The organism is Catellatospora sp. NPDC049133 (genome assembly GCF_040648455.1).
Lineage (GTDB): Bacteria > Actinomycetota > Actinomycetes > Mycobacteriales > Micromonosporaceae > Catellatospora > Catellatospora aurea.
The window spans coordinates 71,222-84,646 of record NZ_JBEZDT010000032.1 but is presented as its reverse complement, the minus strand read 5'-3'; the positions used below and the strand labels follow the sequence as shown (position 1 = coordinate 84,646).

15 protein-coding genes are annotated in these 13,425 nt (G+C 73.0%); 10 read left to right on the top strand and 5 right to left on the bottom strand.

The annotated features are described in order from the left end of the window. Positions 1-31 precede the first annotated feature (31 nt). The gene (locus AB0B35_RS31000; RefSeq protein ID WP_361052058.1) at positions 32-688 is read right to left on the bottom strand and encodes an MOSC domain-containing protein; all 657 of its coding nucleotides are present in this window, start codon (positions 686-688) and stop codon (positions 32-34) included. Positions 689-739: 51 nt separating this feature from the next. Between AB0B35_RS31000 and AB0B35_RS30995 the strand changes: the two genes are divergently transcribed. Further along, entirely contained in the window at positions 740-1,231 is a 492-nt protein-coding gene (locus AB0B35_RS30995; RefSeq protein ID WP_361052055.1) for a GNAT family N-acetyltransferase, read from the top strand. A gap of 8 nt (positions 1,232-1,239) precedes the next feature. Beyond that, positions 1,240-1,821, top strand: coding sequence for a hypothetical protein (locus tag AB0B35_RS30990; RefSeq protein WP_361052052.1), 582 nt, complete (start codon positions 1,240-1,242; stop codon positions 1,819-1,821). A 58-nt stretch (positions 1,822-1,879) separates the two neighbouring features. Here AB0B35_RS30990 and AB0B35_RS30985 read toward each other — a convergent pair whose 3' ends face one another. After that, positions 1,880-2,572, bottom strand: a complete 693-nt coding sequence (locus tag AB0B35_RS30985) for a hypothetical protein (RefSeq protein WP_361052049.1) — start codon at positions 2,570-2,572, stop codon at positions 1,880-1,882. 93 nt (positions 2,573-2,665) lie between these two features. Between AB0B35_RS30985 and AB0B35_RS30980 the strand changes: the two genes are divergently transcribed. Then, positions 2,666-4,075, top strand: coding sequence for a protein kinase (locus AB0B35_RS30980; protein WP_361052046.1), 1,410 nt, complete (start codon positions 2,666-2,668; stop codon positions 4,073-4,075). A gap of 103 nt (positions 4,076-4,178) precedes the next feature. On the opposite strand, the gene AB0B35_RS30975 is transcribed toward AB0B35_RS30980, so the two are convergent. After that, positions 4,179-5,087 (bottom strand): DUF4184 family protein, encoded by a 909-nt coding sequence (locus tag AB0B35_RS30975; RefSeq protein WP_361052043.1) that lies wholly within the window; start codon positions 5,085-5,087, stop codon positions 4,179-4,181. Between the two features lie 95 nt (positions 5,088-5,182). On the opposite strand from AB0B35_RS30975, the gene AB0B35_RS30970 reads away from it, so the two are divergent. The 5 genes from AB0B35_RS30970 (at position 5,183) to AB0B35_RS30950 (ending at position 9,521) form a co-directional block, all read left to right on the top strand. Further along, positions 5,183-5,425 carry a hypothetical protein gene (locus AB0B35_RS30970; protein ID WP_361052041.1) on the top strand — a complete coding sequence of 81 codons (243 nt, stop codon included), beginning with the start codon at positions 5,183-5,185 and terminating at the stop codon, positions 5,423-5,425. A 48-nt stretch (positions 5,426-5,473) separates the two neighbouring features. After that, positions 5,474-6,436 carry an aldo/keto reductase gene (locus AB0B35_RS30965; RefSeq protein ID WP_361052038.1) on the top strand — a complete coding sequence of 321 codons (963 nt, stop codon included), beginning with the start codon at positions 5,474-5,476 and terminating at the stop codon, positions 6,434-6,436. A gap of 17 nt (positions 6,437-6,453) precedes the next feature. Then, positions 6,454-6,741: a GNAT family N-acetyltransferase gene (locus AB0B35_RS30960; RefSeq protein ID WP_361052035.1), complete on the top strand. Its 288-nt coding sequence runs from the start codon at positions 6,454-6,456 to the stop codon at positions 6,739-6,741. 162 nt (positions 6,742-6,903) lie between these two features. Next, positions 6,904-8,493 (top strand): ABC-F family ATP-binding cassette domain-containing protein, encoded by a 1,590-nt coding sequence (locus AB0B35_RS30955; RefSeq protein ID WP_361052032.1) that lies wholly within the window; start codon positions 6,904-6,906, stop codon positions 8,491-8,493. 53 nt (positions 8,494-8,546) lie between these two features. Beyond that, entirely contained in the window at positions 8,547-9,521 is a 975-nt protein-coding gene (locus tag AB0B35_RS30950; protein ID WP_361052029.1) for a sporulation protein, read from the top strand. A gap of 142 nt (positions 9,522-9,663) precedes the next feature. Here AB0B35_RS30950 and AB0B35_RS30945 read toward each other — a convergent pair whose 3' ends face one another. Continuing rightward, complete coding sequence (locus tag AB0B35_RS30945) at positions 9,664-10,470, bottom strand: alpha/beta hydrolase (protein ID WP_361052026.1); 807 nt, start codon at positions 10,468-10,470, stop codon at positions 9,664-9,666. Positions 10,471-10,732: 262 nt separating this feature from the next. On the opposite strand from AB0B35_RS30945, the gene AB0B35_RS30940 reads away from it, so the two are divergent. Next, entirely contained in the window at positions 10,733-11,512 is a 780-nt protein-coding gene (locus AB0B35_RS30940) for a TSUP family transporter (protein WP_361052023.1), read from the top strand. Here AB0B35_RS30940 and AB0B35_RS30935 read toward each other — a convergent pair. Further along, positions 11,453-12,412, bottom strand: coding sequence for a LysR family transcriptional regulator (locus AB0B35_RS30935; protein WP_361052020.1), 960 nt, complete (start codon positions 12,410-12,412; stop codon positions 11,453-11,455). The genes AB0B35_RS30940 and AB0B35_RS30935 overlap by 60 nt on opposite strands. An 82-nt stretch (positions 12,413-12,494) precedes the next feature. Here AB0B35_RS30935 and AB0B35_RS30930 point away from each other — a divergent pair, with 82 nt between their 5' ends. Continuing rightward, on the top strand, positions 12,495-13,373 hold the full coding sequence (locus tag AB0B35_RS30930; protein WP_361052017.1) for an EamA family transporter: 879 nt from the start codon (positions 12,495-12,497) through the stop codon (positions 13,371-13,373). Positions 13,374-13,425 lie beyond the last annotated feature (52 nt).

The window sequence follows — 13,425 nt, the reverse complement described above, 5'->3', positions numbered from 1 at the left end:
CCGAACGCTATCGGGGCATGACTGCCTGCGGTCATCGGGCTGCGCGCAGGCGGGCCTTCTCGCGGACCTTCTCGGGAAGCGCGTCGGCCGCCAGCAGTTGCGGCAGCAGTTCCGGCTCCAGGGTCAGCGCGCGGAACGTCAGCGCCACGGTCACGTCGTGTTCCGGGCGGTGCAGCACGGTGACCGGGTCGCCTTCCTTCACCCGGCCCGGGACGATCACGCGCAGGTACGCCCCCGGCAGGGCGCGCTGCGTGAACGTCTTGATCCAGCCCTGCTCGCGCATCTGGTCGGCGAACGTACGGCACGGGATGCGCGGCAGCGACACCTCCAGCACCGCCTCGTCGCCGACCTGCCACCGCTCGCCGATCAGCGCCCCGTTGACGTCGACGCCGGACGTGGTCAGGTTCTCCCCGAACACGCCGCCGGCGATGTCGCGGCCCAGCTCGGCCGCCCAGCCGTCGAGGTCCTCCCGGGCGTACGCGTACACGGCCTGGTCGTCACCGCCGTGGTGGCGCCGGTCGCAGATCTCGTCGCCGACCACACCGCTGCCCAGCCCGCCGTCCTTGGGCCCCGGCGCCCGCAGCTCGACCGACCCGGCGACCGGGTGCTTGTCGATCGCGGTGACGCCGACGTCGGCGGCGTCGCAGTGCTTGGCTTTGCCCAGGTTGACGGAGAGTACGGTGCCCATCCGGCCAGCCTAGTCCCCCCACCTGGACGGCCACCGAGTATCCTCCCCGCCATGATCCGCCCCGCTGTGCCGGCCGACGTCCCGGTGCTCATCGACCTGATCCGCGAACTGGCCGAGTACGAGAAGGCCCCGCAGGAGGCCAAGGCGACCCCGGCGCAGCTGCACGAGGCGCTGTTCGGCCCGCACCCGGCCGCGTTCGCGCACGTGGCCGTCGACGACGAGTCCGGCGAGACGGTCGGCATGGCGATGTGGTTCCTGAACTTCTCCACCTGGCACGGCGTGCACGGCATCTACCTGGAGGACCTGTACGTGCGCCCGGCAGCCCGGGGCCGCGGCCACGGCAAGGCCCTGCTGCGCGAGCTTGCCCGCATCTGCCGCGAACGCGGCTACACCCGCCTGCAGTGGTGGGTTCTGAACTGGAACACCCCCGCGATCGACTTCTACCGGTCGATCGGCGCGAAGCCGATGTCGGACTGGACCGTCCACCGGCTCGACGGCCCGGCCCTGGCCGACCTGGCGGACCCGCCGGGCCCGCTCAGCTGATGGGGGGCGTGGGAGCACCCTCGGTCGAGCGGCCGTCACGAGACCTGGGCCGGTTCGCCGTCGAGCTGCTGGCCGGCCCCCTCGCGGCGTTGTTGAACCGCGGCAGGCCCGCCGAAAGGCGCACGACGGCACGGGAGGTCAGATCCGATGCGCGGTTCCGGCCGCAGACGCGAGACGATGCGCTGGTCAGCTGTGTACTGCGGTTCATGGCCTGGCTGGCGATATGCGGAGTGAGCCTGCCCGCGTACATTCTCGCCGCGACGCTGCGTCCGCTGGTCCCGTCCCTGTCAGTGATCATGGCGGTGACGATCGTCAGCGGCATGTTCTCCAGCAGCTCCGCGTTCTTCCAGCTAGGCCGGCTGACCCTGCTCTGGATGATCGGCATGCGCGGCTTCCCACCGGACACGTACGGGCGCCGCAAGCCGAGGGGTGAGATGGAGCGCAAGCACCATCAGATCTTCCTCCGCCAAGGCGCCCGGTCCAACCGATTCGTCCGGTGGCTCTGCTCGCCGTCGCACCTGGACGCGGTTTTCGCCGTGCTGTGGACGCTGATGTTCGCTCCGCTGCTGATCGGGGACATCCCGTCCTGACGCGGCGGCGCACCGGTCGAGTGAACCGGGCCGTCCACACATCGCGCGGCCGCAGCGGTCACCCGCGTGATTCGCACCCGCCGACCTGGTGTTCGACCCGGTGCCGCAGGTACTCGTCGGAGCTGGTGCGGGCGACGCGGACGGCCTCGTCGACCAGCGGGCGCAGCTCGGCCGGGTAGGCGTCGGCGGCCAGCGGCAGCATCGGCAGGATGCGGCGGCGGGCGTCGAGGTCGGGGTCGGCGAGGAACACCCGCAGCGCGGTGTGCCGCCAGACGACGGCGAGGTCGGCACACCGGTCGTCGTCTGGCTGCTGCGGCATGACCGTGTAGTCGTCGTCGCCGAATCCGAGCTCGCGGGCCCAGTACCACGCGCCTGCCGCGCCGGCCCGCTCGGCGCTGGTGCCGTGTGCGAGCCGATCGATGAGCGCGTGCTGCACGCGGCGCACGCCGTAGGCGGCCAGCATGGGCTTGACGAAAGTCCGGTTGGCGCTCGGGTTCGGGTCGTGGACAGCCGCGCGCAGCAGCGCCTCGAACCATTCGGGCTCGGCTGGGCGGGCGATGAACACCTGTCGCAGCGCCTCACGCGCCCGGGTCTCCGGCGTGCACCACGATGGCTCATCCGGCGGCTCTGCGCCGGTCAACACGATCAGGTCGCGCAGGCACTGTGCGAACTCCGGCCCGCCGCCGACCGGACCCGGCAGCGCCGCGAAGGATCGCGCCTGGTGAGTGCTCGTCTGCTCTGCTGCTGGCATGTCGGCAAGTATCCACCCCGCTGCCGCACTCCCGTGAGTGGACGGTGACCAGCATGTTTGACTGACGGCGGCCGATACCGAAGGCTGGCGGCCATGCTTGATCCGGGGTTGACGCTCGGCGGCCGGTACACGTTGCAGGTGCTGATCGCGCGCGGCGGCATGGGTGAGGTGTGGCGCGCGGAGGACACGGTGCTGGGCCGCCGGGTGGCGGTGAAGGTGCTGCTGCCGAACCTGGCCGTCGATCCCGGGTTCGCGGCCCGGTTCCGGGCCGAGGCGCAGGCGATGGCGGCGCTCAGCGACCCGGGCATCGTCGAGATCTACGACTACGGCCAGGCGGACGGCATCGCGTACCTGGTGATGCAGTTCGTGGAGGGCGAGTCGCTGCTGTCGCTGGTGCGCCGGGTCGGCCCGCTGGAGCCCGCGCGGGCGATGCGGCTGCTGGCGCGGGCCGCGGACGCGATCCACGCCGCGCACCTGCACGGCATCGTGCACCGCGACGTCAAACCGGCGAACCTGCTGCTGCGCGCGGACGGGCGGCTGGCGCTGACCGACTTCGGCATCGCCCGGATCGTCGCCGCCGACCGGCTCACCGCCGCGGGCGAGATCTTCGGCACCGCGTCCTACCTGGCCCCGGAGCAGGTGACCGGCGCGGACATCGGTCCGGCGACTGACGTCTACGCCCTCGGGGTGGTCGCCTACGAGATGCTGACGCAGCGCCGCCCGTTCGCCGGGGACACCCCGCTCGCGGTGGCGCTGCAGCACGTCAACGAGCCGCCGCCGGAGCTCCCGGACAGCATTCCGGAGCCGGTCCGGGCGGTTGTCGTGCGGGCGCTGGCGAAAGATCCGGCCGACCGGTGGCCGAGCGCGGCGGCCCTGTCCGCGGCTGCTTCGGCGGCGGCCACCGAACCGGCGGGTGGTGTGGCGGCTGGGGCACGCCCTGATCTGCCGCGTGCCGAGCCGGGGGATGCGGCGTCGGACACCCGGCGGCGGCCCGTCCTGGTCGGCACCGCGGCCGTGCTGTCGCTGGTGGCGCTCGCCGCCTTCCTCCTGTCCCGGGGTGGGGCCGAGGAGTCGCCGGCACAGGGCCCCGCGACGTCCCGCTCGGTGGCGGTCTCCGGTTCCGCGGCCCCGGCCACCACCCAGGCGGCGACGCCGGTCGCGGGTGCTACGCCGACGCACCGTGCGTCGCCCGCAGCGCCTGGCGGGACCGAGCCGTCGGACGCCCCGGTCGACCCACCCGAGCCCGCCGAGACGGCGAACCCCGCCGGATCGCCGAGCCCGCAGTCCACGAGTCGCACCGTGCCGGGCATGTTCAGCTGGCGGGAGGCGGAGGTGAAGGAGGCCATGGAGCGTCTCGGGCTGGTGGCGAACATCGAGTACCGGTCAACCCTCGACCAGTGCCACGTCCTGGACCAGTCCCCACCCGGCGGCACCGTCGTCGAGGCAGGCTCCACCGTCGAGGTGGTGATCGGCAAACCAACCGGCACCTGCAAGGTCACCTGACCGAACCTGACCCGATTCCGCGGATCTAGAAGCTTTCTGGCTGCCCCAACGACCATAAAGCTTCTGGATCCGGCCGAGGAGCTCTGCACGGTGGTCTGCTGTCTCAGTGGGTCGCCGTGGCGAAGGCCCGCCGGGCCGCGATCCGCACCGACACGGCCCCGACCAGCAGCGCCCCGGCGGCCACGTGCAGCAGCCTCACCCCGGTCGCCGCGGGAAGCCCGGAACCGGGCAGCGACGGCACCGCGACCAGTCCCGCCAGCGCCGCTGGCGCCACCGCCGTCCAGAAGACCCGGGGCCGGGTGCGGAACGGCTCCGCACCGCCGCTGACGGCGAGCCCGGCACTGACGGCGAGCTCCGCACTGATGGCGGGACCGGTGCTGTCAACTGGTCCCGTGCTGATGGTGGGACCGGCGCTGTCGGCGGGACCTGCGTCGGCGGCTGCGCCGGTCGCGGCGGCCGTGCGGCCGGCTGCGGCAGGATCGTGTCCGGATCGCCGGGCGGCGCGGGCCGCGACGGTGAGGACGACGGCCGCACCGAGGACGGTGCCGGCCAGGTCGGACACCGTCCACCAGGCGATCGGGCTGACGTCGGCCCAGCGCACGCCGAACACGGTGTGGATCCAGCCGTCGGTGTGGGTGAGCCGGTCCCACCCGACGTGACTCGCGGCCCCGAGCAGGCACGAGGCTACGGTGATCCACCAGCGGTGCCGGTGGTCGGCGAGTCCGGCGTACGCCTGCCAGGTGAAACGCCGGTTTTCGGGCAGGTGGGCGGCGATCGTGCCGATCGAGCGCCGGGCGATCCAGGTGTAGGCCAGCGCGACCGGCAGGCACCACCACAGCAGCGCATGCCAGGCGTGCGTGTCGGCGAACAGCCGCCCCTGGGCGTCCAGCGCCAGGTAGGCGACGTCGGGCGCGACCGCCCCGGCGGCCAGGGCCACCCCGTCGAACCAGCGCGGCCGCCACAGCTTCAGCGGCAGCACCGGTGCCAGGTGCGAGGGGAACGTCAGCGGCACCGCGGGAGCATAGCCCCAGGTGAGCCGATGACCTGCACGGCCTCGACCGGGTGGCCGCGCGTGTACCCGGCGGGCGGCGCGGGTATGCGGGCGGCATGACGAAGGACGTGGTGGCACCCCCTGGCGGGGTGATGACGGACGAGGTCGGCACCATCACCGGTGAACTGACCCTGGAGCCGAAGGTCGGCAAGGACGGCACGGTCACGCTGCGGGCGCAGTACAAAGGCGCAGAGGAGTGGTACACCGTTTCCGGCGCGCAGATCAAGGTCCCCGACCCGGCCGACGGCGCGGCCGTCGACCGCGCCGCCCAGGACCTGCTGTCCCGCTTCGTCCCCTGACGTAGCACGCCAGGGCGTGGTCCGGCCGGGCGAGATAGTGTGGCGATCATGCGCTATCGGGCACTGGGAAAGTCAGGGCTGGTCGTCTCGGCGGTCGGGCTGGGCTGCAACAACTTCGGGTGGCGGCTCGACCTGGACGGCACGCGTGCCGTGGTCGACGCCGCGATCGACGCGGGCATCACGTTCTTCGACACCGCGGACATCTACGGCCGGGCGACCGCGATCGGGGCGTCGGAGTCGATGCTGGGCGAGGTCCTCAAGGGACGCCGTGACCAGGTCGTGCTGGCGACCAAGTTCGGCCACCAGGGTGCGGACATGGGCTACGGCCCGGCCGCCGGGGCCAAGGGCGGGCGGGCGTACATCCGCCGGGCCGTCGAGGAGTCGCTGCGACGGCTGAACACCGACCACATCGACCTGTACCAGCTGCACACGCCCGACCCGGTGACGCCGCTGGCGGAAACCCTGGCGGCGCTGCACGAGCTGGTCGTCGAGGGCAAGGTCCGCTACATCGGCAGCTCGCAGTTCGCGGGCTGGCAGATCGCCGACGCCGCGCGCCTGGCCGAGATCATGGGCGTGACGCCGTTCGTCAGCGCCCAGAACCACTGGTCGATGCTGGAGCGCGGCAGCGAGATCGAGGTCGTGCCCGCCGCCCGGCACTTCGGGCTGGGTGTGCTGCCGTTCTTCCCCCTCGCGAACGGCCTGCTGACCGGCAAGGTGCGCCGCGGGCAGAACGCGCCGTCGGACAGCCGGCTGGCCAAGGACCAGGCCGGATTCATCACCGACGAGCGGCTCGACACCGTCGAGGCGCTCGCGGGCTGGGCCGAGGCCAACGGCCACGAGCTGGGCAAGGTCGCGGTCGGCTGGCTGGCGGCGCAGCCGGGCTGCGGGTCGGTCATCGCCGGGGCGACCAGCCCCGCGCAGGTCGCCGCGAACGCGGCCGCCGCCGACTGGGAGCCGACCGCGGCGGAGCTTGCCGAGCTGGACAAGCTCGCACCGCTGCCCACGCTGTGACGGAGAGGGGACGGTCCGTGGCCGACGTCGAGGTCGTCGAGGTGCCCGAGAGCAGCCGGTACGAGGCCCGCGAGGGCGGCCGCCTGCTGGGCGTGCTGACGTACCACCGCAAGCCGGGGTCGATCGTGTTCGACCACACCGGAGTCGAGCCGGAGGCCCGCGGGCGCGGCATCGGCGCGATGCTGTGCGCGGCGGCGCTGGCCGGGGCCGCCGCCGACGACGTGCAGGTGGTGCCCCAGTGCTCGTTCGTGCGCCGCTGGGTCGAGGACAACCCGCAGTACCTGCCGCTGATCGAGCGGGCGTAAATCACTGGCAGCCCGGTGGGGCCGGCCGTTAGGCTGGCCCCACTATGGAGCTGTGACATCACCGACCGGCCTGTGACCTGAGGCGACGACGACCCGACCGCTGTGCGGGGGCGTCGCGGATGCCCGGCAGGCTTCGAAATCGAGATTCCCTCGGTGGTGTTCATGCCTGCGCAAACCCTCATCGCGACCGACCTTGTCAAGATCTTCGGCGACCGTCGTGTGCTCGACGGCGTCAGCCTCACCGTGTCCGCCGGCCGCCGCGTCGGCCTGGTCGGCGAGAACGGCGCGGGCAAGTCCACGCTGCTGCGCCTGCTCGCCGGGGCCGACACCCCCGACTCCGGCACGGTCGTCCGCCCCGACGACCTCGGGCTGCTGCACCAGGAACTGCCGTACTCGCCCGGCGACACCGTCGGCGACGTGCTCGCCGAGGCGCTGAAGGAGAGCCGCGAACTGCTCGCCCAGCTCGACGAGCTGGCCCGCGACCTGGGCGACGCGGACCGGCTGGACGCGTACGGCCACGCCCTGGCCCGCGCGGAGCAGCTCGACGCCTGGGACGCCGAGCGCCGCGCCGAACTGGTCATGCACGGCCTCGGCCTGGCCGACGTCGCCCACGAACGCACCCTGGGCACCCTGTCCGGCGGCCAGCGCTCCCGGGTCGCCCTGGCCGCCCTGCTGGTACGCCGCCCCGCCGCGCTGCTGCTCGACGAGCCCACCAACCACCTCGACGACGAGGCCGTGGCGTTCGTGGAACAGCAGCTGCGGCAGCTGCCCGGCGCGGTCGTGGTCGCCAGCCACGACCGGGTCTTCCTCGACGAGGTCTGCACCGACATCGTCGACCTCGACCCCAGCGACGACGCCCACGGCGGCCTGGTCCGCTACGGCGGCGCGTACACCGAGTACGTGCGGGCCAAACGGGAGCGGCGGGCCCGCTGGGAACGCGCGTACGCCGACCGGCAGGACGAACTCGCGGCGCTGCGGCTGTCCGCGGCGACCACGGCCCGGCAGGTCGCGCCCGGACGGCCGCCCCGCGACGCCGACAAGATGGGCTACAAGTTCCACGGGGCCCGGGTCCAGTCGCAGGTGTCGCGGCGGGTCCGCAACGCCGAGCAGCGCCTGGCCGTGCTCGAACGCGATCCGATCCGCAGGCCGCCCGCGCTGCTGCAGTTCCAGGCGCCCGCGCTGACCTCCGCCGGGGCGAGCGAGGAGGCCGCGCTGACGCTGCGCGACGTGCACGTGCCCGGCCGGCTGCGGCTGGACCGCCTCGACCTGCCCGCCGACGGGCGGCTGCTGATCACCGGACCCAACGGGGCGGGCAAGTCCACGCTGCTGTCGGTGCTCGCCGGGCAGCTGCGGCCCGCGCAGGGCAGCGTCACCCGCCGCCGCGGGCTGCGGGTCGGCCTGCTCGCCCAGGACGACCGCTTCGACGACCCCGCCACCACCCCCCGCGCGCTGTACGACCGCTGCCACGCCGAGACACCGCTGGTGGAGCTGGGCCTGGTCGCCCCGCGCGACCTGGACCGGCCCGTCGGCGCGCTCAGCGTCGGCCAGCGCCGCCGGGTCGCGCTGGCCCTGCTCGTCGCCGACCCGCCGCACCTGCTGCTGCTCGACGAGCCGACCAACCACCTGTCCCCCGCCCTGGCCGACGAACTGGAGGACGCGCTCGGCCGGGCGCCGGGCGCGATCGTCGTCGCCAGCCACGACCGGTGGCTGCGCCGGCACTGGGCCGGGGCGCGACTGGACCTCGTCTGCTAGGAAGGTGTGAGCGCAGGTCGAGTGGACCCGCACCCCAGAGGAGATGCAGTTCAGTGGTTTTCAAGAAGATGCTCGCCGCGTTCGGCGTCGGCGGACCGTCGGTGGACACCGTGCTCGCGACCCCCGTCGTACAGCCTGGGGGCACGCTCAGCGGCACCGTGCACATCAAGGGCGGCGACCATGACACGCTGATCGAATACGTCTCCGTCGGCCTGGTCACCCGGGTCGAGGTGGAGGGCCACGACAGTGAGTACGACGCGACCGTGGAGTTCCACCGGGTCCACCTGACCGGCTCGTTCACCCTGGCCGCGGGCGCGCAGCAGTCGCTGCCGTTCTCGTTCGACGTGCCCTGGGAGACCCCGGTCACCCGGTTCTACGGCACGCCGCTGCACGGCATGACGATGGGTGTGCGCACCGAGCTGTCGGTGGCCAAGGCCGTCGACAAGACCGACCTCGACCCGGTCGGCATCGAGCCGCTGCCGCTGCAGGCCGCCGTCATGGAGGCGTTCAGCCGGCTCGGCTTCCACTTCACCCGCGCCGACCTGGAGCGCGGCCGCATCCACGGGGTGCACCAGACGCTGCCGTTCTACCAGGAGATCGAGTTCCACCCGTCGCACGCGTACGCGGGCCGTATGCGCCAGCTGGAGCTGACCTTCGTGACCAGCCCGCAGGGCATGGACGTGGTGCTGGAGTTCGACAAGCGCGGCTTCCTCGGCTCGCACGACACGTTCAGCCGCCACCACGTCAGCCACGCCGACGCGGCCACCACCGACTGGCCCAGCGTCGTCGACGGCTGGATCCGCGGGGCGCTGGACCGCCACGGCTCGGGCCACGGCGGCTACGGCCACGGCGGAGGCGGCGGGCACGGCTTCCACGGCGGGCACGGCGGCCACCAGAGCCACCGCGGCCACGGCATGGGCGGCGTCGCCGCCGGTGCGGCCGCGGGCTTCCTCGGCGGCATGGTCGCCGGCGAGGTGGCCGAAGAGGTCTTCGACATGGACATGGACTTCGGCTTCGGCGACGAGTAGCCCGGACGGGCGCACCATGATCATCTGACTTGCCAGGCACCTGTGCGTATCTTGAGGCCGTTTTCGCCCAGCTGCCTGGCAAGTCGAACGATCATGGTGCGGCCCGTTCCCGGCTCGGGGCGCGTGCGGCGGCGCTCGCGCCCTACTCCTGCACCGTCGCGGCCGCGTTCTGGATGAGCTTCGCGACCTGGTCGGGGTGGGAGATCATCACGACGTGGGATGCGCCGTCGACGACGACGGTCTCCTTCGAGCCGGCCCGCTGCGCCATGAACGCATGGGCCTGGGCGGGGATGTTCTTGTCCGCCGACCCGTACACGAACCACGACGGGATGTTCTTCCACGCCGCGTTCGCCGACGCCTCGTTCAGCGCCGCCTCGGTGATCGGGCGCTGGCCCGCCGCCATCAGCGCGGCCTGCTCGGCCGGCACGTCGGCGGCGAACTGGCCGCGGAACTTCGCCTGGTCGATGAACAGGTCGTTGCCGCCGCCCGGCAGCGCCACCGGCTTGGCCAGCGCCGGTCCGAGCGTGCTGCCCGGGAACTTGGCCGACAGCGCCGCCGCGGACTCGCCCGCCTCCGGCGCGAACGCCGCGACGTACACCAGGGCCTTGACGTTCGGGTTGCCCTCGGCCGCGTTGGAGATCACACTGCCGCCGTAGGAGTGGCCGACCAGCACGATCGGCCCGCTGATGCTCTTGAGCACGGCGGCGACCTCGGCGGCGTCGCCCTTGACGCTGCGCAACTCGTTCGGGACGGCCACCACCGGATACCCCTGCGCCTGCAGCAGCGGGATGACCCCGTTCCAGCTCGACGCGTCCGCGAAAGCGCCGTGCACCAATACGATCGTCGGTTTTGTCTGTTTCTGCGCGGCGGCGGCCGGCGTGGCCACCACCGCCAGCACCGTGGCGGCGGCGAGCGCGAGAACGCCCAGGAACCTTCTGCGACCCGACATGGTCGACTCCTCCCATTCCGGTTTCACGGCCCGGGGGTCGACCACGACCCAACCTACGCCAGGCGAACGACCGTCACCCCAGGTTCCCTGAGACGGCCGCCCCGCCGCCCTCGATCACCGGCCGCGCAGTCGCTATGGTTGCCGGGTGTTCAAGGCCCTCGTCTGCTTCATGCTGCTCTTCATCGCCATCGGGGCGATCGGGATGTGGCTCGCCACCCAGCGCCGCAAGTCATCATGATCCACAGCACCCCCGCGCCGGCCCGTGGACGCCGGTAGCCTCAGCCTGCTGCTGACCGCCGCCACCGCCGCCGGGTGGGTGGACGCCGTGGTCGGCGGCGGCGGACTGCTCCTGCTCCCGGCCCTGCTCATCGGCCTGCCCCCGCAGGTGCCGCTGGCGACCGCCCTGGGCACCAACAAGATGACCGCGATCGCCGGGACCACCAGCGCCGCGATCACCTACGCCCGGCGCACCCGCATCGACTGGCGCGTCGCCGGACCCGCCGGGGCCATCGCCGTGTTCGTGTCCGGCCTCGGCGCGTGGCTGGCCATCGAACTGACCCCGAACAAGGACGTCTACCGGCCCGTCGTGCTGGCCATCCTGGTCGCCGTCGCGCTGTTCGTCACGTTCCGCCCGAACAACGGCATCTACGCCCACCCCGAACGCCGCACCCGCGAGCGCGCCGCGCTCGCCGTGGCACTGGCCGGCGGCGTCATCGCCCTGTACGACGGCATGATCGGCCCCGGCACCGGCACCTTCCTGGTGCTCACCTTCACCACCGTCATCGGCGCGGACTTCCTGCACGGCTCCGCCATGGCCAAGATCGTCAATGCGGGCACCAACCTCGGCGCGCTCATCGTGTTCGCCGCGGGCAATCACGTCTGGTGGGAGCTCGGCGCGGCCATGGCCGTCTGCAACATCATCGGCGCGCAGCTCGGCGCCCGGATGGCCCTCAAACGCGGCTCCGGCTTCGTCCGCATCGTGCTACTCGTCGTGGTGCTCGCCCTGATCGCCCGGCTGTCCTACGACCAGTGGCTGGCCTGACCGCCACCGCTCCGCCAGCGCGTGCGCGGCGACCCGCTCGATCACCAGGCTGACCGCGGGCCAGTGCTCCCGGCCCGGCCTGGTGATCGAGAACATGCGCCGCCGCACCGGCACCCCCGGCATCGGCACGAACCGCACCCCGGGATGCTCCGGCAGGTGACCGGGCACCAGCGCCACCCCCAGATCCGCCGACACCAGGTCCAGCACCAGATCCATGCTGTCCGCCCGATGTTCGATCATCGGCTGGTACGCCGCCAGCGCGCACACCCGCACCGCCAGCTCGTCGTCGGCGGGCCCGCGCGAGTTCACCACCCACGACTGCCCCGCCAGTGCGCACAGCCGCCCCGGCTCGTCGATCCGCTCCGGCAGGTCCCGCTCCGCCGGCACCGCCAGCACCATCGGCGTCTCGCACAGCTGGCGCACCGTGTACCCGTCCCACCCGCGCGGCACCAGGTCGTAGTCGTACACGAAACCCAGGTCGACGCGGTCCTCCTCCAGCAGGCGCAGCACCTCCGGCGGCTCCTGCTCCTGCAGCAGCAGCTGCAACCCCGGATGCGACACCGCCAGCCCCCGCACCACCGGGATCAGGTCCCCCGACAGCACCGACGCGTACGCCGCCACGTGCACCGCCCCGCCCGGCTCCCCGCCCCGCGCCAGCGCCGCGCGGGCCGCGTCCACCGCCGCCAGGATCGGCCGCGCGTGCGTCACCAGCCGCCGCCCCGCCGGAGTCAGCCGGACCGTCCGCCCCGTGCGCTCGACCAGCGGCGCGCCCACCTCCCGGGTCAGCGTGGCCAGCTGCTGCGACACCGCCGACGTGCCGTAGCCGGTGGCCTCGGCGACCGCGCGCAGTGTGCCCCGGTCCGACAGCTCGACGAGCACGCGCAACAGCCTGGTGTCCACGCCTCCATCATCCGCGAATCGCGGACGGTCCGTCCGCAGACCCGTGGTGGACGGCATGATCTTCATCCGGTGACATGGAGTGGTGACCGCAGTCGACATCGCCACCGGCACCACCCGCCGCCAGAGCACCGCCCCCGCCATCGGGCTGATCATGGGGTCGATGCTCTCCGTGCAGGTCGGCGCGGCCGCCTCCACCCGCCTGTTCGACGACATCGGCCCCGCCGGCACCGCCTGGCTGCGCGGCTGCTGGGCCGCCCTGGCCTTCCTGCTCATCGCCCGCCCCTCGCCGCGCTGGCTGCGCGCCCAGTCCCGCCACGACCTGCTCGGCGCGATCGGCCTCGGCGTCGTCAGCGCCGCCATGAGCGTCGCCTTCTTCGAATCCATCGCCCGTATCCCGCTGGCCACCGCCGTCGCCCTGGAGTTCCTCGGCCCGCTGTCGCTGGCGGTGCTGCGCCGCACCGGCCGCTGGGGCCTGCTCTGGCCCGCGCTCGCCCTGGCCGGCGTACTCGCGCTGACCCGGCCCTGGCTCGGCGACATCAACCTCACCGGCGTCGCGCTCGCCCTCGTCGCCGCCGCGGGCTGGGCCGGCTACATCGTGCTCACCCAGCGCGTCGGCGACAGCTTCAGCGGCGTCAAAGGCCTCGCCATCGCCATGCCCGTATCGGCCGTCGCCGCCGCCACCATCGGCGCACCCCAGGCCCTGCCGAACCTGACCTGGGCCGTCCTCGTCCAGGCCGCCTGGCTGGCCCTGCTCCTGCCGGTGCTCCCGTTCGCCCTGGAACTGCTCGCCCTGCGCCGCCTCACCGTCGCAGCCTTCGGCACCCTGATGTGCCTGGAACCCGCGTTCGCCCTGCTCGTAGGCGCGACCGTGCTCCACCAGACCCCCCACCCGCTCCAGGTCGCCGGCGTCGCCTTCGTCGTCGCCGCCGGCATCGGCGCCCAACGCTCCGGCCACCGCTGAGAACGAAGGAAGGGCACCTTCTACAACGCGGAGCGTTGTGAAGGTGCCCTTC